The sequence below is a fragment of the Pseudomonas sp. TWR3-1-1 genome, assembly GCF_049896545.1.
GTDB classification, from domain to species: domain Bacteria; phylum Pseudomonadota; class Gammaproteobacteria; order Pseudomonadales; family Pseudomonadaceae; genus Aquipseudomonas; species Aquipseudomonas weihenstephanensis.
On sequence record NZ_JAFCUO010000002.1, the window covers coordinates 171522 to 194499 of the forward strand.

At 58.7% G+C, this 22978-nt stretch carries 24 protein-coding genes; 8 read left to right on the forward strand and 16 right to left on the reverse strand.

All coding sequences use genetic code 11. From position 1 onward, the window contains the following. Positions 1 to 10: 10 nt before the first annotated feature. Both ACP7A4_RS06280 and ACP7A4_RS06285 read right to left on the reverse strand, forming a co-directional pair. Positions 11 to 1168 carry an MFS transporter gene (locus tag ACP7A4_RS06280; RefSeq protein WP_059765430.1) on the reverse strand — a complete coding sequence of 386 codons (1158 nt, stop codon included), beginning with the start codon at positions 1166 to 1168 and terminating at the stop codon, positions 11 to 13. Beyond that, a complete protein-coding gene (locus ACP7A4_RS06285; protein WP_203301972.1) occupies positions 1161 to 1970 on the reverse strand; it encodes an alpha/beta fold hydrolase in 810 nt (269 codons plus the stop codon). Before ACP7A4_RS06285 ends, ACP7A4_RS06280 begins: the two co-directional genes overlap by 8 nt. 120 nt (positions 1971 to 2090) lie before the next feature. Between ACP7A4_RS06285 and ACP7A4_RS06290 the strand changes: the two genes are divergently transcribed. The 7 genes from ACP7A4_RS06290 to ACP7A4_RS06320 all read left to right on the forward strand — a co-directional run bounded on the left by ACP7A4_RS06290 (position 2091) and on the right by ACP7A4_RS06320 (position 8345). Then, positions 2091 to 2597 carry a MarR family winged helix-turn-helix transcriptional regulator gene (locus ACP7A4_RS06290; protein WP_426246044.1) on the forward strand — a complete coding sequence of 169 codons (507 nt, stop codon included), beginning with the start codon at positions 2091 to 2093 and terminating at the stop codon, positions 2595 to 2597. Positions 2598 to 2623: 26 nt separating this feature from the next. Beyond that, entirely contained in the window at positions 2624 to 3559 is a 936-nt protein-coding gene (locus ACP7A4_RS06295) for a LysR family transcriptional regulator (protein ID WP_048364122.1), read from the forward strand. A gap of 130 nt (positions 3560 to 3689) precedes the next feature. Then, positions 3690 to 4622, forward strand: coding sequence for a TauD/TfdA family dioxygenase (locus ACP7A4_RS06300; RefSeq protein ID WP_059765436.1), 933 nt, complete (start codon positions 3690 to 3692; stop codon positions 4620 to 4622). Then, the gene (locus tag ACP7A4_RS06305; protein ID WP_203301973.1) at positions 4619 to 6100 is read left to right on the forward strand and encodes an AMP-binding protein; all 1482 of its coding nucleotides are present in this window, start codon (positions 4619 to 4621) and stop codon (positions 6098 to 6100) included. The genes ACP7A4_RS06300 and ACP7A4_RS06305 overlap by 4 nt, the downstream gene beginning before the upstream one ends. 15 nt (positions 6101 to 6115) lie before the next feature. Beyond that, entirely contained in the window at positions 6116 to 6715 is a 600-nt protein-coding gene (locus tag ACP7A4_RS06310; protein ID WP_048364119.1) for a thermostable hemolysin, read from the forward strand. A 50-nt stretch (positions 6716 to 6765) separates the two neighbouring features. Next, positions 6766 to 7956: a multidrug effflux MFS transporter gene (locus tag ACP7A4_RS06315; RefSeq protein WP_048364118.1), complete on the forward strand. Its 1191-nt coding sequence runs from the start codon at positions 6766 to 6768 to the stop codon at positions 7954 to 7956. Continuing rightward, positions 7953 to 8345 (forward strand): hypothetical protein, encoded by a 393-nt coding sequence (locus tag ACP7A4_RS06320; protein WP_426246048.1) that lies wholly within the window; start codon positions 7953 to 7955, stop codon positions 8343 to 8345. The genes ACP7A4_RS06315 and ACP7A4_RS06320 overlap by 4 nt, the downstream gene beginning before the upstream one ends. 97 nt (positions 8346 to 8442) lie before the next feature. Here the strand turns inward: ACP7A4_RS06320 and ACP7A4_RS06325 are convergent, their stop codons facing one another. Genes ACP7A4_RS06325 through ACP7A4_RS06335 form a run of 3 tightly spaced genes read right to left on the reverse strand, consistent with a single transcriptional unit; the run spans position 8443 to position 10991 of the window. Next, positions 8443 to 9345: a transporter substrate-binding domain-containing protein gene (locus ACP7A4_RS06325; RefSeq protein WP_059765442.1), complete on the reverse strand. Its 903-nt coding sequence runs from the start codon at positions 9343 to 9345 to the stop codon at positions 8443 to 8445. Between the two features lie 25 nt (positions 9346 to 9370). Next, complete coding sequence (locus tag ACP7A4_RS06330; RefSeq protein ID WP_426246050.1) at positions 9371 to 9721, reverse strand: RidA family protein; 351 nt, start codon at positions 9719 to 9721, stop codon at positions 9371 to 9373. Between the two features lie 28 nt (positions 9722 to 9749). Continuing rightward, the gene (locus ACP7A4_RS06335; RefSeq protein ID WP_426246052.1) at positions 9750 to 10991 is read right to left on the reverse strand and encodes a D-amino acid dehydrogenase; all 1242 of its coding nucleotides are present in this window, start codon (positions 10989 to 10991) and stop codon (positions 9750 to 9752) included. 109 nt (positions 10992 to 11100) lie between these two features. Here ACP7A4_RS06335 and ACP7A4_RS06340 point away from each other — a divergent pair, with 109 nt between their 5' ends. Then, positions 11101 to 12009, forward strand: a complete 909-nt coding sequence (locus tag ACP7A4_RS06340) for a LysR family transcriptional regulator (RefSeq protein WP_059765446.1) — start codon at positions 11101 to 11103, stop codon at positions 12007 to 12009. 75 nt (positions 12010 to 12084) lie between these two features. Here ACP7A4_RS06340 and ACP7A4_RS06345 read toward each other — a convergent pair whose 3' ends face one another. The 11 genes from ACP7A4_RS06345 to sctN all read right to left on the reverse strand — a co-directional run bounded on the left by ACP7A4_RS06345 (position 12085) and on the right by sctN (position 22727). Next, a complete protein-coding gene (locus tag ACP7A4_RS06345; RefSeq protein WP_059765448.1) occupies positions 12085 to 14073 on the reverse strand; it encodes a pyrroloquinoline quinone-dependent dehydrogenase in 1989 nt (662 codons plus the stop codon). Position 14074: 1 nt separating this feature from the next. Further along, on the reverse strand, positions 14075 to 14455 hold the full coding sequence (locus tag ACP7A4_RS06350) for a hypothetical protein (protein ID WP_048364111.1): 381 nt from the start codon (positions 14453 to 14455) through the stop codon (positions 14075 to 14077). 172 nt (positions 14456 to 14627) lie between these two features. Then, on the reverse strand, positions 14628 to 15893 hold the full coding sequence (locus ACP7A4_RS06355) for a cation:proton antiporter (protein ID WP_059765451.1): 1266 nt from the start codon (positions 15891 to 15893) through the stop codon (positions 14628 to 14630). 109 nt (positions 15894 to 16002) lie between these two features. Beyond that, a complete protein-coding gene (sctU, locus tag ACP7A4_RS06360; RefSeq protein ID WP_059765454.1) occupies positions 16003 to 17052 on the reverse strand; it encodes a type III secretion system export apparatus subunit SctU in 1050 nt (349 codons plus the stop codon). Continuing rightward, the gene (gene sctT / locus ACP7A4_RS06365) at positions 17049 to 17837 is read right to left on the reverse strand and encodes a type III secretion system export apparatus subunit SctT (RefSeq protein WP_048364108.1); all 789 of its coding nucleotides are present in this window, start codon (positions 17835 to 17837) and stop codon (positions 17049 to 17051) included. The genes sctU and sctT overlap by 4 nt, the downstream gene beginning before the upstream one ends. Then, the gene (gene sctS / locus ACP7A4_RS06370) at positions 17834 to 18100 is read right to left on the reverse strand and encodes a type III secretion system export apparatus subunit SctS (RefSeq protein WP_048364300.1); all 267 of its coding nucleotides are present in this window, start codon (positions 18098 to 18100) and stop codon (positions 17834 to 17836) included. Before sctS ends, sctT begins: the two co-directional genes overlap by 4 nt. Continuing rightward, positions 18097 to 18756 carry a type III secretion system export apparatus subunit SctR gene (gene sctR / locus ACP7A4_RS06375; protein WP_048364107.1) on the reverse strand — a complete coding sequence of 220 codons (660 nt, stop codon included), beginning with the start codon at positions 18754 to 18756 and terminating at the stop codon, positions 18097 to 18099. The genes sctS and sctR overlap by 4 nt, the downstream gene beginning before the upstream one ends. Further along, entirely contained in the window at positions 18753 to 19679 is a 927-nt protein-coding gene (sctQ, locus tag ACP7A4_RS06380) for a type III secretion system cytoplasmic ring protein SctQ (RefSeq protein ID WP_120752335.1), read from the reverse strand. Before sctQ ends, sctR begins: the two co-directional genes overlap by 4 nt. Continuing rightward, positions 19676 to 20944, reverse strand: a complete 1269-nt coding sequence (locus ACP7A4_RS06385) for a type III secretion system needle length determinant (RefSeq protein ID WP_426246057.1) — start codon at positions 20942 to 20944, stop codon at positions 19676 to 19678. Before ACP7A4_RS06385 ends, sctQ begins: the two co-directional genes overlap by 4 nt. Continuing rightward, on the reverse strand, positions 20941 to 21408 hold the full coding sequence (gene sctO / locus ACP7A4_RS06390) for a type III secretion system stalk subunit SctO (RefSeq protein ID WP_059765458.1): 468 nt from the start codon (positions 21406 to 21408) through the stop codon (positions 20941 to 20943). Before sctO ends, ACP7A4_RS06385 begins: the two co-directional genes overlap by 4 nt. Beyond that, positions 21405 to 22727 carry a type III secretion system ATPase SctN gene (sctN, locus tag ACP7A4_RS06395; RefSeq protein WP_048364298.1) on the reverse strand — a complete coding sequence of 441 codons (1323 nt, stop codon included), beginning with the start codon at positions 22725 to 22727 and terminating at the stop codon, positions 21405 to 21407. The genes sctO and sctN overlap by 4 nt, the downstream gene beginning before the upstream one ends. Positions 22728 to 22978: the final 251 nt, after the last annotated feature.

Here is a 22978-nt window from a genome sequence, read left to right on the forward strand (position 1 = left end):
CGACTACGCGCTAGGCAGGTGAAACCGGTCGTAGCGGAGCGAAGTGCCTGCACAGGATCAGGAGTATGGCCACGGCGATGGCCATACCCACCCACGCCAGTCGAAGCGAGGCCAGTTCATCACGCAAAACGCCCGCCAAAAAAGGCATGGTTCCGGCGATTAAATAACCGCCCCCCTGGACAAACGCCAGCAACGACCCCGCTTCGGCGGGTGAACTGGCATGATCCAGGGTCACGATCAACGACAGCGGGAAAAGAGCCCCGATGCCCAGCCCAAGCAAAATCGTCGCTGGCACGACCAGTGCGAGCGGCGCCGCAATCAGACAGCCCAGCCCGGCAATGACCAGGATAATCACCAGCGCGAGCGGACCCCTTCGGTCCGGGAACCGATGAATGATTGCTGATACAAAAAGCCCGGCCAGCACCTCTGTGAGCGTGAGTGCTCCCAACAGATATCCGGCATTGGACGCTGGCCAACCCAGCTCGATGTAATACGGCGGCAACCAGGCCAACACCAAGGTGTAGGCGCCGGTGCCTATCCCGAAAAACGCCATAAGCAGCCATGCACGGCTGCTTTTGATGGGCAAGCGGGCCTTATTGGCTTGGGGACGATGGTCATTGACGCTCATCACCCATACACCGAAGGCGATGATTGCCGGGAATGCAGCCATCCCCAGCGTCATTCGCCAGCCAAGCACATCGGCACTGGGCGCCGCTGACGCGGAAGCGATGGCCGCCCCGGCCATGATCCCGGTCGTAAACAAGCCCATCAAGGTGCCTGCACTCTGGGGATAATTGCGCTTGAGGAAGGCAGGCATCAGCGCCTGGGTCACCGCGATCCCGATACCGCCCAGGGCCGCCGTGGCGATCAAACTGGACGAGCCGTCAATGTACGCACGCGCGCCACTGGCCACGGCAATGAGCAACAGGCCCAGGGCAATCCCTTTGTTTTCACCGATCCAACCCTGTAGCCAAGGCCCGGCCAGCGCAAACAGGCCCATCATCATGACCGGCAGCGTGGTGAGCAGGCTTGCCTGAGCGCTGCTCAGTGCCAAGTCAGTTTGCAGGACGCCCAGCAAAGGCCCGATTGCAGCCATGATGGGCCGCAAGTTGATGCCAACCAGCACAGCCAGAATGCCAATCATTGTTTTTGAGAGGCGACTATCCATGCCGATGTCCTTGCAAAAAATCAGTCACCAGACGGTTGAATTCAGCAGCACAAGGGACATTGAAAACGTGCCCTTCACCCGCCACCACTTCAACTTTGGCCGACGGGATCAGGTCGCCAATTGCCTGAGCTTCCGCAACAGAACTCATAGGATCGGCCTCACCGGCCAGAACCAGGGTCGGAGCGGTTATCAGCCCCAACCGGGGGCCGACATCGTAACGCTTCATCCCCTCACACCAGTTAACAGGGTTACGTGCATCTTGCGCCGCCGCCTGTGCATGCCAGGCCTGATAACACATCATCCCGGCCGAGGTGTCGGCAAAGGCCTGACCCACCAGGTCAGTCCAGCTCGATTTAAACCGCTTCAGGCAGCCGTCGGGCTGCGTCAGCGCCTCTATCCAGCTATCGAGCATCTGTTGTCGATGCGGCGTGGCCATTGTTTTAAACGTCCCGGCGACCACCAGTTTGTCGACCGCGTCGGGATACTGCGCTGCCACTTCCAGAGCGACCATACCGCCGAGCGATAAACCGATAAAAAAGGCACTTTCCAAGCCAAGAAACTCAAGCAGGGCCACTATCGCCTGTGCTTGCTCATGCGCGGTGAACACCCGACCGACATTTGCGGATGCACCATGCCCCAGTAAATCAGGGATAATCACCCGGTGGCCTAAACGCAGCATGTCCACGACCTGCGGTGCCCAGACCCTTCCTGTGTTCCCCAGCCCATGCAGAAGCACTATTGGAGTCCCGGCCCCTGCATCGAAATAGTAATAGCGGTCTTCACTGTGATCGAAAAATGCCATACGTCCTCCCTCGTAAACTGCGTTCGATGACAAAGATATCTTAACGTTAAGACATCTGGAAGCCGATAATGTTCGTTATCCTGCCAACGCCGATGCGTTTACGAATAAAAAGGAGCAGCTTTGAAAGACCATGTAGATTTTGTGGTGGCCCAGTGGGCTGAAGCAATGCCCGGTATAGACGCCTCCTCGATGGAGATTTTTGGCCGAATGGCCCGCATCCAAAAACACCTGGATCGCCTTCGTGCTGAAGCCCTGGCTCAATATGGATTTAAAGAAGGTGAGTTCGACGTCCTGGCCACTCTTCGTCGCTCAGGGGCACCCTATTGCCTCACGCCAACCGAACTTTATCGCTCACTGTTGATAACTTCGGGGGCCATGACCAACCGTTTGACCCGACTGGAAAGCGCCGGGATGATCGAGCGCATAGTGGATGAGCAAGACAGACGCAGCGTGCAGGTGTGTCTGTCTGAACGGGGCAAGGCCTTGATTGAACAGGCGGTGAACACACATACAGAAATCCAGAATTGCGTACTTGCACCGCTCAAGGCCGAGCAGCGGCAAACCCTGGCCGGGATGCTGAAAAGCGTACTGACACACCTGCCCGGCGAGTCCGCTCCCACCGAGTGATCAGCATAATTTAGAGGGAACTTTCTATGCTACACAGCAACTATCTCAAGCAACTGGATCTGCAAGACATCGTCGTGTTTTTGAACTTGCTTGAGCAACGCAGCGCCAAGCGCACTGCCGAGCTGATGAGCATCAGTCAGCCAACCGTCAGTTACTGCTTGAAAAGGCTGCGCGGGTGTTTCGACGACACGCTGTTCGCCTCATCACAGGGCGCATTACTCCCCACAACGAAAGCAGAAAAAATCGCGCCGTATCTGCGCGTGGTCGTGGAATCAGTCAACCGCTGTGCAGAGGAGGAAGCCGGTTGGCCCTCGGCTGCCGTGACCAAAGTCTGGCAAATATGTGCACCCGAGCATTTCGAGTTGTCTGTCTTGCCGCAGGCCCTGCAGTCGTTGGCCAAAGAGCAGACCGCTGTCTCGTTGCATCTGGAACGCCTGAGCCGTGACCTGCCCATTGACCGGCTCATTTCCGGGGACGTCGACATTGCTATCGGGTTTGGACCGGGTTATCACCAACTTCACCCGGAACTGGAATGGCAATCGATCTTGAATGATCAATTTGTGTGCCTCACCAGTTATCTAAGACAGGACGCTGGCAAGACCATGAGCCTGGACGAGTTTTGTGCATCGCCGCACGTATACCCCACGCCCTGGCTCTCTGAAAAAAACATGGTCGACAGTTGGCTCGATAAAATAGGCCGTGCGCGCAAAGTATTAGTCAAAGCAAACGGGTACCAGGCGTGCGTCAATATTATTGCCGCCGTACCCGCCACCTTGGCACTTCCCGCAAAACTGCTACCGTTACTTCGTATTCCTGAAAGTGTGGTCATCTGTGAACCGCCGATGGGGTTCCCACAATTCACGCTGGACATGATCTGGTCAAAAGACCGCAGTCGCAGCCTTGATATAGGCAACCTTAGAAGACTGATCCACAGTGCCTCCGAAGAAATTATGAACAAGTAAGATAAGTAAAATTTAAATTTTCCGAGCGCATTTCTAATTCTTAAAACCCGCACCCATCAAGTTTCTCTTACTGTGTGTTCACCGGTAGCAGCAATGGCTACCAGAGCTCACCCTCCAGGAGGAACGTTCGATGCTGGCTCAAGCGCAGTCGTTAGATTTCCCGTTTTATCGCCAACCTACACCAGGCTTTGGATTTGAGTGCCTTTATGCAGTAGAGCCTGACGTCAAGGCACTCACGTCGGTCAGCACTGAGGAGTTGTACGGTGACCTCGCCCACAGCGGCGTCGTGATTTACCGCGATTTTAGCGACACACTTCAAGATTTTAACGATTTTGTCAGCGCTCACTCGTCGAGAGTCACGTTCGATCCTGCGCGCACCACATCGACTGCCAACACCGCCGAGATTATTGCCGGCTTGCATGAAATGGGCCTGCATCGGGAAAACGGCAACCTGCCGTTCAACCCTGATATCCAATGGTTCTTCTGCCTTGAAGCCGCTTCGGTGGGCTCTGAAACAACAATGTGTGACGGCCAGAAGGTGCTCTTTGACCTGTCTTCCAAAACACGCAAATTGTTCGAAAACACACCGATAAAATATTCGCGCCGTATTCCATGGAATAACGTTAAGCGTTTTCTGAGTGTTGAACTTGAGCGGCCTCTCGAAGACATCACCGATGAGCACCTGGAACTCGTTAACCAAAAAGTGACCGGCCAAACTTATCGCCGAATTGACCAGAACTTAATCCACTCGCAATTAATCATTTCAGCCGTGGAAACAAGCTGCTTTGGTGGTAAACAAGCCTTCTGCAACTCCATGCTTGGCCCAAGTGTTAACTATGAGCCACCCCGCATTACATGGGAAAACGGCGACGATATATCCCTCGATATATGGGATGAGTTGAAAGACGTTACCGCGCGCAACACCTACAGCCACTTCTGGAAGAAAGGCGATATCGTCGTGATTGATAACACCCGCGTCATGCACGGCCGTCGCCGCCTCGACGATCAGTCCCGCCGTATTTTTGGTGCCCAAAGTTATCGTGTAGGAGGGATTGATCAATGATCACTAAAAAAATGCAGGACTATTTGACCGGCACCCCTGACCGGGTCGTTATCAAAGAAATGAACGGCCGCAGCTATACCCTGTATGAACTGCGCAACGATGTGAACCGTCTGGCCAGCGCCCTTGAAGAACGCGTGGGTCGCTGCGAGCGCAAGGTGTTCGGCATTGCCATGCGCTCTTGCTACGAATGGGTCTATACGCTGCTGGCGATCCAGAAAGTGGGCGGTGTTCTGCTGCCCGTGCCTATCGAGTTCTCCGACGATCAAATCGAGAGCCTGCTGGGCAAAGCCAGCGCTGTATTTGTCAGCGATGAAAAGACCAAAAGCCGGATGGCTCACATCCTGCCGTCCAAGCCATGTTTCATACCTGCCCAATTGGTGACAGGCCAGACGCACGAAGCCTGGAGCCACGAGGATGAGCGCCTGGCTGAAGGTATCGTGTCGGTTATCCACACCTCGGGCACTACTTCTAAGCCAAAAGGGGTCTTGATCCGGGACGAGGCCGTAGGGCTGCTCGTTGACAATGTAATGAAGCGACTGCCGCAGCAGCCCCTCCATTACTTCTCCATTGTTCCCATGAGCCTGCTCATCGAACAGGTGCTCGGCGTGTTCATCCCGATCCTCTCGGGCGGCACCTTGACGCTGATGCCAAAAGGCATCGCAGAGTACGGTTCGGCGAGCGGCAATGCGCGGCATTACCTGGAATTGATCGCGCCAAACGAGCCGAACTTCCTGTACCTCCCGCCAAAATTGCTGGAAGAAGCCAACCTGCTTCTGGAAACCCACACCCGCGAGCAGTTGTTCGGCAATAACCAGCCGCACATCATTACCGGTGGCGCCAAAATACCGGCCAGCGTGCTCCACGAACTGGACGCCAAAGGCGTGCAGGTATTCGAAGCCTATGGCCTGAGCGAAAACTCATCGATCATTTCCCTGAACTCACCCGCTGAACGCCAACTGGGTTCTGCCGGCAAGCTGCTGGACGGGATCGAGCCCAAGTTCGTGAACGGTGAATTGCTGGTCAAAACACCCACCCTGTGTGCCGGTTACTACAACTCGGATGACACCTCCTGCGATCTGTCCGATGGCTATCTGCACACCGGCGACATTGCCGATTTGCGCGACGGGTTTTTGTATATCACCGGACGAAAAAAGCACGTCATCATCCTGTCCACCGCACGCAACATCTCGCCCGAGTGGGTTGAAAACGTCTACAAAGAAAGCCCGCTGATCGACGACATGATCGTGATGGGTGAGGGCAAGGATGAACCTTGTGCACTGGTGCTCTCGTCCGCAGACGCGCCAACCGTGCGGGCCGAAATGGCCAAACTGGAACATCGCCTGGCGGACTTTGCGCGGATTGACCGGATCCAAGTGATCAATGACATTTCCGGTTTCAGAGAGCAGTTCTACACCGTCACCGGGCGTCCACGTCGCGCTGAAATTGAAGCTCGCTTCCTTGACTCGTTGTACGCATAAGCGAAAGGAAGCCTTATGTACTTAGTACGCAATTTCTACCGCGACCGACCGGGCTATCGCTGCGTTCAGGAGGCCGTGCGCGATAACTACTTGAAGCATTACGGCGCGACGCCTGAGCCAAAACCGGACCTGTTCGTCTGCCTGACCCAAGCCGATGGCGCAGCACCAGGGTTTGCCTGCCTGGGCATCACCTATGGTGATTCCGGCACGCTGTTCAGCGAGCAATACCTGGATGAATCGCTCGACACCTCCTATGCCATTGGCCGTGCGCGCATTGCAGAAATCGGGGCGTTTGCTTCTTTTCAAAGCGGCAGCGGTGCTGGCAGATACCTGCTCAACACGGTCCTCAAAACGCTGGCCCTGCATAACTACGGCCTCGTCGTGCTGACAGCCACTGAACAGGTTCGACAGATTCTGGGCCAGATCGACGTCAGCCTGGACGATCTGGGGCAGGCCGACCATAGCCGCGTGAAAGATCAGCAGGTCAACTGGGGCACCTACTACAGCCAGGCCCCCCGCGTAGTTGCTTCACGACTCAGCCCGCCGATGTCGTGGGAGCACAAGCCGCTGGGCTTGGTGCGACCTCAAAACTATGCCCTTGCGGCATCCGCTTAACGTATCCCGGCCCGGGTGACGCTCGTCACCCGGGCCTTTGAGGCTTATCTATGGTTACTAATAAGCGTTACGAAAACTTCATCGTCTTTCTGGCCCCGCTGATCAACAGCGTCGGCGGCATCGCCATTGACCTCTACGCGCCAAGCATCCCCTCCATTGGGCGGGAACTGGACGCCAGCCCGTCGCTCATGCAGAACACCATCACCATCACCCTGCTGTGCTACGCCATCGGGCAACTGTTCTTCGGCATTCTGGCGGATGCGTGGGGACGCAGACCGGCCGTGTTGCTGGGGCTTGGCCTGTTCCTGGCCGGGAGCGTCATGGCGGCCACATCGTCCTCCATTGAAATGCTACTCGTCGCCAGGGCTTTACAAGGCTTTGCCATTGGCGCGTGTCAGGTCGTAGCGCGAGCGGTACTGGTCGATACGGTCAAAGGTCCTCGATTTACGGTGGCGATTATTTACCTGAGCCTGGCTTTCGGCTTGGGCCCCGTGATCGCGCCCTATATTGGGGGCGCCATTGAGGTACATTTTGGCTGGAGATATAACTTCGTTCTCTACGCCGTCTATGGCCTCGTGGTGTTGGCGTTCGTCATGGCGGGCCTGAAAGAATCGCTGCCCGTTGAGCGCAGAAGAAGCCCGCTTCAGACAGTGGCTGGCTATGGCGCAATTCTGGCCGATAGCAATTTCCGCGCGTCAGTGATTATTCTGGGCGCCAGTTTTTCTGCCTTTTTGTTGTGGAACGTTATCGGCCCCTACATCGTGCAGGACCGCCTGGGGTACAGCGCCCAATTCTTCGGGACCACGGCATTAGGCGTAGGCGCGTGCTACCTGACAGGCACGTTGATCAACCGCTTTTTAATCAAGTTCATCGCCCCCGCAAAATTAATGTGGGCGGGCGCCGCACTCTTCGTGACGGGCGCAGCCGTTATCGCCTCAACCCCCAACGAACTGCGCCTGGCGACTGCGCTGGCTGGCATCATGCTGATTGCATTTGGGCAGGGGTTCATTTTCTCCAATGCGCTGGCCCGCTCCATGTCGCTGTTCCCTGACCGGGCAGGTGTTGCTGCCAGCCTGCAAGGGTGCCTGATGCTTGCGTTTGGTTCTGCGGCTTGCGCGGCGGCCAGCGCCTTGCCGTTGCAGACTAACGTCGCTATCGCGGGTCTGTTCTTCGCCTTGTTTGTGGTCACCCTGATCGGGATGCTGTCGCTGGGCCTGTCCCGCAGAACGGCCATCGCATGACGCCGCTCATCTGGGGCTTTCGCGCTGTACTGGGCGGGTTCTGGCTATGGGCCGGGCTGAGTAAGTGGCTCTACGGGTTCGATGCCACCGCATTTTTGCAGGGTGCGCTGGGCAATCCCGCTGTCCAGGCCGCGCCTTACGCAGGGCTTACTGTTGCGGTGATTGAGTGGCTGGTTAAAACGGGAATGCCCGTCGTCAACGCTGTCATCCCGCTGCTGGAGGTGGCCCTGGGGGTCTGGTTTGTGTCTGGCAAAGTGCTGCGCGGCGCAGCCCTCGGGCAGGCCGGTATGAGCCTGATGTTTGTGGTGTGCGGCGCTATCAGCTGGAACCCGCTGCTGTTGGCGAGTTCATGCGTGTTGCTGGCGCTGCCACTGCCTAAAAAACCGTAGCCACTGCCGCAGGCTGCGTCAGGTCACTCGCCCCGAATGGCCTGACGCAGCTTCGCGGTGCTCGGCTGCTACAGGCCCTCAACAGGTCAGTGGCGGTTTACTCCACGGGATCGCTCACGGGCTTGGCAATGATTTGCTTGAGTTCGGCCGTCATCGGGAACTCCAGATTCAAGCCATTGGGCGGGATCGGCTGTTCGAACCAGCGCTGGTAAATACCCGTGATTTCACCTGAGCGGTACAGGTCGGCCAGGGTCTGGTTCACCACCGCCAAGAACTGCGGATCGTCTTTGCGCACCATGCAGCTGTAGATTTCACGCGATTGTTCATCCCCCACCACCACCCAGTTATGCGGGTCACGGGCCTTGGCGCGTTCGCCATAGAGCAGCGCGTCATCCATGTAAAACGCCACTGCGCGCCCGGTTTCGAGCATTTTGAACGCCTCACCGTGGTCTTTGGCGCTGATCACATTCATGCCCATTTTGTGATCGGCACTGTAGCTTTTGATGAAACGCTCATTGGTGGTACCCGCCGTGGTCACGACGTTTTTCTCGCGCAGATCATCAAAGCCTTTGATGCCGCTGTCCTTGGCGGTCAACAACTGGCCTTTGACGTAAATAAAACCATAAGAGAACGCCACCTGCTTTTGCCGTTCCGCCGTCACACCCGTGGAACCGCATTCCAGATCCACCGTGCCGTTTTGCACCAGAGGAATACGGGTTTGCGACGTCACCAGGTTGTATTTGATTTTCAGCGGTTTATCGCCCAGCTTCTTTTGCACGTTTTCGACGATTTTATTCGCCAGATCGACGGAGTAACCCATCGGTTTGCCCGTGTTATCGCCCACATAGGAAAACGGCACCGAAGCATCGCGGTAGCCCAGCGTGATGCTGCCCGAGTCGGCAATTTTCTTCAGTGCGCCCTGCAATGGCGCCTCTGTGGCGGATGCTGCCTGACTGATCAACAGGCCCAACGTGCAACTGATCAAGGTGAGTTTTTTCATCTTCTTATTTCCCCTTTAAAACAGATTAACGACGTGCAGCAATCACGCTGATTTCAACCAGCACCTGGGGCCGCGCCAGTTCGGCTTGCAGCGTGGTGCGGGTCGGCGCCTTACCGGCTGACAACCAGGCAGACCACACCGTGTTCATGGCGGCGAAGTCGCGCTGGATGTCTTGCAGGTAAATCGTGGCATTGAGAATGTGGTCCTTGTCACTGCCGGTCTCGGCCAATAAGGCGTCGATTTTGCCAAGGACTTCCGCGGTTTGCGCAGCAATATCCACGGTTTGAGTCGGCACCTGACCGGACAAAAACACCAGCGCCTCAAACGTCACGGCAGCGCTCAATCGCTCATTGCTGTTAATGCGGTGAAGGGTCATCGGGCTTTCCTTGTTGTGAACTACAGATTCATGCGGCATGCGGCGCAAGGCCGTGCATGTGGATGGACGTTTGACGTTGCGCGATCAACTCGGCCAGTAAACGGCCGCTGCCACAGGCCAGGGTGAAACCCAGTGCGCCATGACCCAGATTGAGCCACAGGTTGCGATAACCACTGGCGCCCAGAATCGGCACACCGGTGGGTGTTGCAGGGCGCATGCCAGCCCACTCAGTGGCCTGGGCATAGTCGCCCGCCTCAGGGAAGGTGCTGCGCGCCAGTTGGCGCATTTGTGCGAGGCGTTTGGGGTCCGGGGCCGGGTCAAAACCCACGATGTCGACCATTGCCGCGATACGCAGTTGCTCGCCAATCCTTGCGTAAACAATTTTGCGGTCGTAGTCGGTGATGCTCACGTGCGGGGCTTTTTCCACGTCGGCCAGCGGCAAACTCAGGCTGTAGCCTTTAAGCGGATACAACGGCAGGTTCAGACCGGGCAAGCTCAGCGCCGGGCTGTTGTGGCCCGCCGCGAGGACCAGTTGATCGACCTGCAAACGCTCATCGCCCATGTCCACGGCCGACACGGCACCGTGACTGTGCACCACACCCGTTACGGGCTTGCCAAGCACAAAGGTGCAACGGCCAGAAGCCTGTAAGCGCGCGACCAACTGCTGGCAAAACGCGTGGCAATCACCCACTTCTTCATCCGGCGTGTAAATGCCACCCACAAAACTTGACCCTTGTAGACCCGGCGTAAGCGTTGCGCATTCACTGGCCGACAGCGCGTGCTGGAAAGGGCTGTGGCTAACGTTTTGCCGGGCTTTATCGAAATGGCCCTGCTCACGAAAAGCCACGAGCTTGCCGTTTCGTCGCCAGCCAAACCCGCTCAGTTGGTCTTCTTCGCGCCACTGTTGCAACGTTGCCTGGCTCAATAGCGCCAAACGCAGCAAATGTGCACCGTTACGCTGATTCACCGAACCACGGCAGGCGCCGACAAACGCGGCCAGCCAGCGCCATTGGGCCGGGTCCATGCGCGGGCGCAGCTTGAGCGGTGAGTCGGCGCGCAACAGCCAGCCCATGGCCTGCCACGGCACGCCAGCATCTGCCAACGGTGCCACGTAGCGATAGGACAATTGGCCGCCATTGGCAAAGCTGGTCTGGCTGCCCAGCGTGGGCTGGGCTTCGATCAGCGTCACTACAAAGCCGTCACGCACCAGCGCATACGCCGTTGCCAGCCCAATGACGCCACCGCCGATGATGCAAACCCGCTGTGCCATGTCAGTCCTTAACCCAAAGTTATGCGAACCTCAGATTAGGGGCAGGTGACAGGCGCCGAACAATGAATAAAGATGCTTAACCCATAAACAAAGGTTATGGACTACAGCCATGCGCTTGCGACATATCGAAGTTTTCCAGGCTATTCGTCAAACCGGCTCGGTGAGCGCGGCGGCGCAGTTACTGCACGTTTCGCAACCGGCGGTGAGCAAGGTGTTGCAGCACGCCGAGTTGCAGTTGGGGTTTGCGCTGTTTTTACGGGTACGCGGCAAACTCCAGCCCACGCCCGAAGCCTTGCTGCTGGAGCGCGAAGTCGACAAGGTCACTGAAAGCCTGCAAGGGGTACAGCGGCTGGCTGAAAGCTTGCGCCGCCAACCCGGGCACCGGTTGCGCATTGGCAGCACGCCAGCCCTGGCCTTGTCACTGATGCCGCCGGTGATCAGCGAATGGACGCGCCGTTATCCCGATACCCAGTGCGAGCTGGCCAGCGCGCATACCCGGGAACTGGTGCAAAACCTGTTGATGCGCGAACTGGACGTGGCCCTCACTTTCAAGCAACCCGAACACCCAGGGCTCAAGGCACAGGCGTTGGCTCACGGGGTTTTAGTGGCGCTGGCACCCAGGGACTACTGGGCCGAAAAAGACCTCGGTGTACCCTTGGCACTGGATGAACTGGCCAACGCACCGTTAATTGGTCTGAGCAGTGCCGATCCGCTGTTTGCGCGGTTTGAAAGTTACCTGAACACCGTCGAACCACCGCCGCGCATCAACATCGCGGTGCAAACCTATTCGCTGGCCAGAGCCATGGTGGAGTCAGGTGCCGGATTGGCAGTGATTGATCCGTTTACCGCGCTGGGTGCCTCATGTGAGAGCACGCGGATACGGCCTTTGACACCGGCATTGCCGATCACGCTGTACGCCTTGACCCGTGCCGACGAACCGGGCCCGCATACACTCGACGGGCTGCTGCAACTGTTTGCCCAACGCGCCAGCGAACAGTTGCAGCGGTTGTCCTCCTAACCGTAGTCGATGCCGCAGGCTGCGAGCTTTTAAAATCAAAGGCTCGCAGCCTGCGGGCGGTTCAGGTGCCACGCATTATTTGGGCAATGCGTAGACCACCACCTGATCACCCACCTGGTCTTTCATGATCGAGTTACCGCCCGCCACAAACGCTACGTATTGCCGCCCCTTGTACTCATACACCGCAGGGTTGGCCACGGCAGGCGCCATGACGATGTCCGACCACAACTCTTTGCCGTCCTCCAGTGCGTAAGCACGCACCTTGGCGTCCATCGAAGCACCGATGAAAATCACCCCGCCCGCAGTCACGGCCGGGCCACCAATGGTCGGCGAGCCCATGTCTTCAGGCATGTACCAGCCCCACTGTTGCACGGCACCCATCGGACGACGCCATTTCACGTCACCGGTGCGCATGTCCAGGGCCACGATTTCACCGAACGGCGGCGCCCAGCACGGCATGCCGGCCCAGTTCTGCGCGTTCAGCAACGACATGCCATACGGCGCGCCGATTTGCGGGTAGAAGCCGTTTTCGTTACCTGCCTCTTTCGGTTGCTTGTCATACGAGGCGCGGTCCCACAGCTTGATCATCTGCACGATGTGCGATGTGTTGACGATTGCCACCTGGCTCACCGGATCGAACGCAACGCCGCCCCACTGCACGCCGCCCGCACTGTCCGGGTACGCCAGCACGCCGTTACCTTTGGTGGAAGGTGGCGAGTACATGCCGTTGTATTCCAGGCCGTCCCACATCTTCGAGCACTGCCCCAGGCCCACAATGTCGGCGACTTTCCAGATCGCCGGTTTTTTCGACTGATCCATCAACGGCGCAGGTTTGGTCGGGAACGGTTGCGTCGGCGAATACACCTCGCCCTCAGCATCACCTTGCGGCACCGCACGCTCTTCAATCGGCCACACGTCCTCACCCGTGCGGCGGTCAACGGTAAACAGGAAGCCCATTTTAGTCGCCTGTACCAGCGCGGCTACCGGCTTGCCATTGACCGTGATGTCCATCAACGTCGGGGCCGAGTTGATGTCGTAGTCCCAAATGTCATGGTGAACCCACTGCCGCGACCAGACCACCTTGCCGGTGTTGATGTCCAGTGCGGTGGTTGAAGTGCCGAGCGGAATCGGCTTGGTGCGGTTGCCACCCCAGTAATTGGGCGATGGCGAAGAGACCGGGATGTACAGCAAGCCCAGCGCCGGGTCATAGGACATGGCGGTCCAGATGTTGGCGGTGCCGGTTTTACCTGCCTCTTCTTCCGGGATCGGCTTGAACTCCCACTCCAGCTCACCGGTGCGTGCGTTGAGTGCGAACAATGAACCTGGCGATTCAACTTCGTACTCCCAGTCCTTACCGGCCCAACCGACGATCAGTTTGTCGCCGATGACCGTAGGCGGTTGCAGCACCGACAGCGGCCATTTGGCGTTAACGGTGTTCCATTGGTTGACGTCCACCACACCGTTTTTACCGAACTTCTCGCACGGTTTGCCGGTGTCCGCATCGACGGCGTACAGCTGGGCGGTCATGTTGCCCAGATACACGACTTTTTGGCAGGCAACACCCGCTTGCGGGGTTTTCTCCTGCCAATAGGCCACGCCACGCGACTTCAACGCAGGCTGGGTTTCGGCCACCAAGGGCGACTTGGTATCAAAGACCCACTTCTCTTTGCCGGTCTCGGGTTCGAGGGCAATGATGCGATAAAAAGGCGTGCCGACGTACAGCGTGTCATTGGCAAAAATCGGCGTGGCCGACCAGACCGACGGCGGAATCTTGCCGGTGCCGGTGGACATGTCGCCGGTGAAATATTGCCAGACCTTGGTCAGCTGGCCGACGTTGTCTTTATTGATTTGCGTGAGAGGCGAGTATTTCTGCGAACTCAACTGGCCGTGAAAGCTGTCCCATTCTTTGCCGTCAGGTATCGCCAGCCTGGCGCTTTCGGCCGACACGCTGGAAGGTGCCAGCAACGGCGGCGGTACGGTATAGGTCTGGGCGTGAGCGGTGCTAATGCCCGCAAGAATGCACAGGGCCGGTGCACCCAACAGGTGCTTTTTCAGTCCATTCATGTCACGCGCTCCTGGCCGGTTGAGTGAAGGTTTCGATCACAACGCCTATCGCGCCCACAGCCAGCACCGCCGCGGTCAACCAACCGTGCAAAAACAGTGCAGCGACAAAGGTCCCGACGATCCCGACCCAGCTCAAAAACAGCAGAAAACCGCGCAGCCCGCCTGTGTGACTTTTAACCAGTAACAGGCCCAGAACCACCATCACCACTTCAGCGAACATCGCTGTCATCGCCCCGCCGGAGCCATCAATACCGGACAACGGCGTAAAGAATCGCCAGGCCGTGATGGCCAGGGCCACCAAGGCCGCAATGATCAAAATATAGGCACCGGTATGGCGCCTGGGCGCTCCCGATGGCGGTGCGTAAGTCGCAGATGTACTCATCCCTTTCCCCTTTTTCGTTATAGGCACACTCAGCCCATCGCTGAAAGCACCTTCAGCCAAACGAATTCAGTGTAGTCAAGGTAAGACGAGTCGCACTCCAGCGTAGGAGTAGGCGCAGGCTGCGGTCTTTTGATCGTTCAATCCAAAAGCTCGCAGCCTGCCGGGAGGGGGATTAATGCGCGTTATCGGCCTCAGCCGAAACAGGGGTGTCTTTGGTCACATGCTTGACCAGTTTGCCGATGGTCAGGCCCTGGAACAGGATCGACGACAACACCACGATGTAGGTGATACTCAGGATCAAGTCACGCTCCGGCCCCAGCGGCAAGGCCAGTGCCAGCGCGACCGAAACCCCGCCGCGCAAGCCACCCCACGTCAGGATGCGAATGGTGCCACGCGGCACCGCACGCCAGCGGCGCAGCAGCACAATGGCCGGGGCCACGGTCAGCAAACGCGACAACAGGATCGCCACTGCCAACGCACTGGCGGCCAGCAAATGCAGCCACGAGAACGGCAGCAGCAACAGCTCCATGCCGATCAACGCAAACAGCAATGCGTTGAGCATGTCATCCAGCAGCTCCCAAAAGCCGTCCAGGTAGCGACGGGTCATCTCGTTCATCGCCTTGTTGCGGCCCAGGTTGCCAATGATCAAACCGGCCACCACCATCGCAATCGGTGCCGAGACGTGCAGCTCACTGGCCATCGCCGAGCCGCCAATCACCAGCGCCAAGGTGAGCATCACTTCGATCTGATACTGCTCGATGCTCTTGATCATCCGGTACACCAGATAACCGATCAGCCCGCCAAACACCACGCCGCCAATGGCTTCGTGGGCAAACATCATGGCCGTGGCGCTGACGCTGGGGGTTTCACCCAGTTGCACGATACCCAGCAACACGGTGAACACCACCACAGCGGTGCCGTCGTTGAACAGCGACTCGCCCACGATGGTGGTTTTCAGCGGTTTGGACGCGTTGGCGGTCCGCAACACGCCGAGCACGGCAATCGGGTCGGTGGGCGAAATCAATGCACCAAACAACAAGCAGTACAAAAAGCTGATGTGCCAGCCGAACAGGCCGAAAATCCAGTACGCCAGACTGCCAATCACCGTGGTGGCGATCAGCACACCCACCGTGGCGAGCAGCCCAATCGGCCAACGGTAACTGCGCACGTCATTGAAGTTAACGTGCAAGGCACCTGCAAACAGCAGAAAGCCCAGCATCCAGTTCATCAACAGATCGCCAAAATCAATTTGGCCGATCAACTGTTGCACGCGGTCTTCGAGGCCCGGATAACCGAGCACGCTCAAGCCTTGCAACAGCAGGGAAAACACAAGGGCTGTGACCATTACGCCAATCGTGGGCGGCAGGCCGATAAAACGGTAATTCACGTACGTCAGCAGTGACGTCAGGCAGATAAACGCAGCAACAAGCTCAAGCATCCGAGTTCCTGTGGTGGCGAGAGTGGGGGGAATGCCCGATCAGGCCGGGCAATGGTTTGATGCAAAAAACCACATCAGCGACACATTGCCAGATGTTACAAAGCCGAGGTCAGGTGGCCTCTTTGTGCAGGTCCGCCAACCAGCGCAACACCTCTGCCGTGGGTTCAATCAAGTCGGCGGGGATGTATTGATCCACGTGTCCGCCCTGATACAACGCGCGGGCCAACGGGATGCGTTGCAGCACCGGGATGCCCTCTTCTTCGGCCATGCGCCGCACCCGTAATGCCTGCGCGTCGGTGTATTTGAGGGTGATCAGCGGCAGCGGCGTTTCACCGCGCACATAACGAATACCAATGGCGATATGCGTCGGGTTGGCGACGATCACCGAGGAGCGTTTCACATCGGCCCGCAGGTTGCTGGTTTGCAACTCCTGATGAAACTGACGGCGCTTGCTCTTGATCTCGGGGCTGCCTTCCATCTCCTTGTACTCGCGCTTGATCTCATCCTTGCTCATGCGCAGTTGCTTGTTGTGCTGGTAACGCTCGAAGGCATAGTCGGCCGCCGAAATCAGCACAAACCCGACCCCGCACACCAGCATCAGCTGTTCGAGCATCAGCCCGACAATCGGCGCAATGCAGCCCAAACCACACGCGGGCAGACGAATCAGCGCATTGAGGTTGCCTTCCAGCGTGACCCATACCAGCAACGACAGCAGGGCAACCTTGAGCGCAGACTTGAGAAACTCCACCAGGCTGCGGATCGAGAATATTTTCTTCGCGCCTTCCACCGGGTTGATCTTTTTCAGGTCCGGCATGATCGACTCGCCACTGAGCAAAAAACCGTACTGCGCCAAGTGCGACACGATCACCACCAGGGCGGCGACCACCAAGATGGGCAGGCACAGGTACACCAACTCCTGCATCAGGTTTTCCAGCACCAGCTCAAAGGCCTGACCGAACGGCAGGTTCAGGTAGTTGGCGGGCATCAGCATCAAGCCGCCCAGATGCTCCATGTAGTATTCCGAGCAGGTCATGAACAGCGTGACCAAGGCCAGAATCAACGCCGTGGACACCACCTCCTTGCTTTTGACCACCTGGCCTTTGTCCCGCGCATCGCGCAGTTTTTTGGCCGTGGGCTGCTCGGTTTTTTCGCCGCTCATTGGCCACCCAGAATCGGCGTCAACAGGGCCACCGGGTCCAGCGCCAGCAAGAGGCTGTCATAGGCGTGTGTCATCAGCACGTTGAGGTAAATCACCAGCAGGAAGCTGGCGATGATGCTTTTGATCGGCATCGCCAAAATGAACACGTTCAAGGACGGCGCAAAACGACTGATGAGCGCCAGCCCGAACTCTGCCAGAAACATGGCAATCAGCAACGGCGCAGCCAGCAATACGCAAAGGCTCAGCAACTGGCTGAACTGGCTGTAGAAAAAAACCACCCATTGCTCACCCACCTGCGGAAAGAATGTCGCCACCGGCCAACTCACGTAACTCTGGAACAGCGCCCCGAGCAGCATCAAAAAGGCCCCGCCGCTGAAGAACAGCGTGATCAGCGTTTGCGTCAGCAACAGCCCGGTGGGGCTGGTCTGGCTGCCCAGCGTCGGGTTCAGGGTGGAGGCAATCGAAGCACCGCGCTGGTTGTCGATGATAAAACCGGTGGCCTCAATCGCCCAAAACGGAATGGTCGCGACAAAGCCGATCAACAGGCCGAGGAGGATTTCCTTGCCGATCATCAGCGCCAGGTCCAGCCCGGTGATGGTCAGCGGCAACGTGCCCGCCACCGCCGGGTAGATAAACAGCGCCAGCGAACAGGCCACGCCGTTGCGCACCAGCCCGCCACCCAGCATCTGTTTGCTCAGGATCGGCATCACCACAAAACAGCAGAGGATGCGCGGCAACAACAGCGTGTAGGCCAACAACAACTGTTGCAGGTCCTGAATGCTCATCGAACCAGCGCGACTTTGTGCAAGGTCATGTCTGCGAAGGTAAACAGCTCATTGCCCATCCAGCCGGCCGTGGCAAACAACGTCACCACCACCGCCACCAACTTGGCGACGAAGCCCAGCGTCTGCTCCTGAATTTGCGTCAGCGCTTGCAGCAGCGACACCAGGGTGCCGACCGCCGCCGCAATCAGCACCGTGGGCATAGACAGCACCAGCACCAGCCACAGGCTCTGGCTGGTGAAGTGCAGAATGTCGGCGTTGTTCACGGCCACACCCCGTAACTGATCACCAGCCCGTGGGTGAGGCGCGCCCAGCCGTCAAGCAGCACAAACAGCAGCAACTTGAAGGGCAGGGAGATGGTCATCGGCGAGACCATCATCATGCCCATCGCCAGCAGGATGTTGGAAATGATCAAGTCGATGGCAATGAACGGCAGGTAGATCAGAAACCCGATTTCAAAGGCCCGTGTCAGCTCGCTGACCGTAAACGCGGGCAACAGAATCAGCAGGCTGTCAGGTTCCAGGCGATCGGCGTATTCGGCGGGCCAGATCTGGCGCGTGCTGTCGACAAAAAACGCGTGCTCGCGCGCCTGGATCTGGCGTTTAAGAAAGTCACGATACGGCTGCATGCCTTCATCGAGAAACAACTCCACCGACTCGGTTTTGCTCAGGCTCACGTCATGGGTTTTCAGGTAGTCGCGGGTAGCAAAACCCACGGGCGCCATCACGTACACGCTCAAAATGATCGCCAACCCGTACATCGCCATGTTTGGCGGAATTTGCTGCACGCCCAGCGCGTTGCGCAGCAGTGAAAACACCACGGTCATTTTGATAAACGAAGTCGCCATCACCGCGATAAACGGCAACAGGGCCAACAATGCCAACCCCATGATCAGACTGAGTTCGTCTGGCAGTTGAATCATGTTGCGCTGCTCGCCAGCAAGCGGGTGACGCGTACACCCAAACGGTCCTGGATACGCACCAGTTCCCCCGTGCCCACGTAGCGCTGATTGGCCAGAATCCGCACTTCACCTTCCAGCCCGCACGCCAGGTCGATCAACGACCCCGGCTCCAGTGCTGCCAGGCTTTGCAGGTCGAGGGTCTGGCGGCCCACCTCGAAACTGACCTGCACTTGCAGTTGTTCAAGGCCGGCCAGCGCGTGCTCGGGCTCAGTGGGGGCTGGGGTGTGCATGGCAAGTACCTTAAGGTGGTTTTCTTCGGGGAGAACGTGCGCCCACGGGCGACCTTCGACATAGACCAACAGCGGGCTTTGCACCTGTTGGCGGGACGGCAACAGCAACAGGTCGCCGGTGCAGACTGAGTTGAGCAGCGCCGGAGTCAGTTGCACCGGGCCCCATTGCAACGACAACAGCAGCGCAATCGGGCGCATTTCGCGCAGCGGGCGGGCGGGCAACAACGCCAGCAAGGCCCGGGGATCACCCTCGATCCAGAACACCAGTTGCTCGCCGCCGCGTGACAGGCTGAGGCTCAAACACACCGCTGCGGCGCTGGCGCAATAAGGTTCGATGGCGTCCCACACCAACCCGGTGAACGGCGCGCCTTCGACTTCCAGCAGGGCCAGTTGCAATGCGGCCGGCAAGCGTGCAAAAGCGGCCTCCTGCAAACGTGGCGCCAGCCATTGCGCCAGGCAGGCGCGATGACACAACAAACGCAACGGCACGCCGCGCCAATGCACATGCAACGCCAGGTCCAACCCCGCAGGTGGCTGGCTCACCCCCAACTGCGCATGCCCGTCATTGACCGGGAAGCGACTGCGGCAAGACGCCAGGCGTTGTTGCAACGCCCATTCCTGCGGCTCGACGGTATTTAAGGGCAACGCCTTCACGGCTGCGCCTCCCACTCGTCATAGACACTGCGGCGTTGGCGCGAACGCTGGTCGCTGTCTTGCGAGTTGCTGAATGACAGTTGCACCGGTTGTTCGGGATTAAGCCGTTGCAGGCGCTCCAGCAGATCCTGGCGGGCCAGTTGCAACTGCAACAGGCTGCCGGGACTGGCCTGGATGTCGACTTGCAACTGACCATGAACCGTCACCAACTGCACCTCAACGTGGCCCAGGTGCGGCAAGTGCACCTGCACCACACTGGCGCTGCCCAGGTGCGTGGCGGCGGACTGAATGTGTGGCTGCAAGGCACTAAGCAACTGCTGTAGATCGCGGGTCAAGAGCGGCGCTTCACGGCTCGGCTGCAAGCGGGCGAGCAGCTTGTCGCCGGGGGTCATCAACGGGGCAATGGCCTCAGGCAGATCATCCACGGGGGCCATAAACCGTGCAGGTTCATCGTGGGGTTGATCGTCGTGGCTGGCGCTGTCACCGGTGCAGGGCGCAGGCGCAGTTCGCGGGGCCTCGACGGCGGGTATTTCAGGGGCCGGGCGCTGCGCCGAGGGGGCAAGGGGCCGCGCGCTGTCTTGTGCTTTGCAGGCCACCCAAGGCGCTTCGCCCCTTTCGGCGCCGACAGCAGGCGCGATGGCAGGCGGCAATGCACTGCCTTCAGGTTTGGTGGGCACTTGCGGTTTTTCAACGCTGTCGCTAACCACAACCGGAGCGCAGGCAGGTGGCGGGTGCAGTGGCTGCGCGCTGGCTACGTGTGGCGGCGCACCGTCTTCTGGCTTAAAAGGGGCCTGCGATTTTTCACCGCTTTGGCTCGCGACTACAGGGGCCTGAGGCCGCAGCGCAGGGGCTGCGTGGTTAAAAGGCGGCGTCAGGTTTTGGCGAGGCACAGAGGCGTGTTGAAGTCCTTGCGCGGTGTCGAGCGGCGCCGTCTCACTCTTGGCGTGAGCGTGCTCGCGAGGCGGCGTTTCAGGCGGATGCATTGACCCCAGCGGCGCCGTTTGCTCATCGCCCTTTGGTGCCACTTCACGCGGCTCCAACGCCGGGTTATTGCCCTCTGCGCCCCTGATCAATTCGGCAAAGGCGGCATGGGCTTTTTGAAACGAAGCGCCCAACGCCGACAATGTCGGGCGCAGCGGTTTCACATCCTGCGTCATGGGCACCTGCATCACCTGTTCGAAGTGGTGTTGCAAGGCTTTGTCCGGGATGTTCGGCCCGCTCCGCTCAGCAGGTACTGCGGGTTCAACCGGCGTGATGCGGGTCATAGCGCGATGTCCGGGCGACGGAATTCATCGAGTTCCATTTCTTCTTTCAACTCATTCATAAGGCGCTCTTCATCTAACGCGTGACGGCTCAACTCGGTGAATTTTTCGACTTGCTGCTGCGCGGCCACCAATTTGCGCTGGCTCAAGCGCCACAGTTCGCGCTCTTGCACCAGCACCTGCGCGCGCTCAGCAATGGCCTGTTCGAGACGGGCTTCTTCTTCGCGCAGCAGGGCCACTTGCTGTTGCCACTGCTCCAGTTTTTGACGGTTGAGCGGTTGCTCTTTGCACTGCTCAAAGAGCCGCGCTTCTTCTGCCTGACGCCACTGCTGATACTGCTGATGTTCAGTCACGCTCAACGCTTGCGCACTGCGACTGGCCAGCACCCGCAGTTGATGGCGATGTTGTTCCTGCTCGGCACGCTGAGCGCGCAAAGACTTAATGCTTAACAAGGTGTGCAAGGTCACAGGGCAAGGGCCTCCAATTGGGCAAGGCTTTGCGCCAAGTGGCTGAGTTCGTGGGTGCCCTGACGCAACCAGTCACGAATCGCGGGCATCTTGTCGATGGCGCGGTCGGCAACCGGGTCCTGGCCCTTCTGGTACTCACCGATCTTGAGCAGCAATTCCACTTCTTCGTATTTGGCCATCCATTCGCGCACCTGGCTGGCCGCATGCCGGTGGCCGGGCGCAACAATCTGGTTCATCACCCGGCTCACTGAACGCAGCACGTCAATGGCCGGGTAATGATTGGCCGCGGCCAACTTGCGCGACAGGATGATGTGCCCGTCGAGGATGGAGCGGGTTTCGTCCGCCACCGGCTCGGTCATGTCGTCGCCTTCCACCAGCACCGTGTACAGCGCGGTGATCGAGCCTTTATCCGACTGCCCCGCGCGCTCCATCAGGCGCGGCAAGGCGGCAAAGACCGACGGCGGATAACCGCGACGGGTGGGCGGTTCACCGGCGGCCAGGCCGATTTCGCGTTGGGCGCGGGCAAAGCGGGTGACCGAATCCATCAGCAGCAACACCCGCTTGCCCTGGTCGCGGAAATACTCGGCAATGCTGGTGGCGACAAACCCGGCCTTGGCCCGCTCCATCGCCGGACGGTCAGAGGTGGCGACCACCAATACCGAACGGCGCAACCCTTCCTCGCCCAGATCGGACTCAATAAATTCGCGCACCTCACGCCCACGCTCACCGACCAGCGCCAGCACAATCACATCGACGTCGGCATTGCGCATCAGCGTGGCCAGCAACGTACTTTTACCGCCACCCGCTGCGGCAAAAATCCCCATGCGCTGGCCTTCGCCGCAACACAGCAAGCCATCGAGCGTACGCACACCCAGCGAAATGGGTTGGCTGATCAGTTTGCGGCTCATGGGCGGCGGCGCATCGCGATACACCGGGTACCACGCAGCGGGTTCGCCCAACGGCGGGCCTTGCAAAGGTTGGCCCAGGCCGTCGAGCACCTGCCCGAGCAAGTGATCGCCCACGCCCACCTGATGCATGGTGCCGGTGGGGCTAACCTCCGTATTAGAGGAAATACCGTGCATTTCACCCAACGGCGTCAGCAGTGCTTGATGTTGCTGAAAGCCAATGACTTCGGCCATCAACGACAACGAGTGATCCGGATTACGCAAATGGCACAACTCACCAATCCGCACGCCGGGCACCACGGCTTTGAGCAATGTGCCGGTGACCTGAGTCACACGGCCACGAATTTGAATCAGCCGACATTGCTCGATGACGTGCTGCATCTGATCGGTGACGTGTTCGAGGGAGAGGTGCATGGTCGGCTTGGGTCTGGGGCTGACCATCATTCTAAAGAGAAGCACCTGTAGGAAATTTCAACCTTGGTCGCGAGTTTTTATAAATTGGTTGGGGTTTAAGCCCGCTCGCCGACCGTGGCAAACGTGGCCCCCTCTCGATTGCCCCCTACACACACAACGCGCTGCCTGCCTGCAACCCAAAGCCTGCAGTCTGCAGCCTGCGCCAACCTCTGCGCGGGGCGTGGTGGTGTATTGGGGTGGTTGCCTAAAAA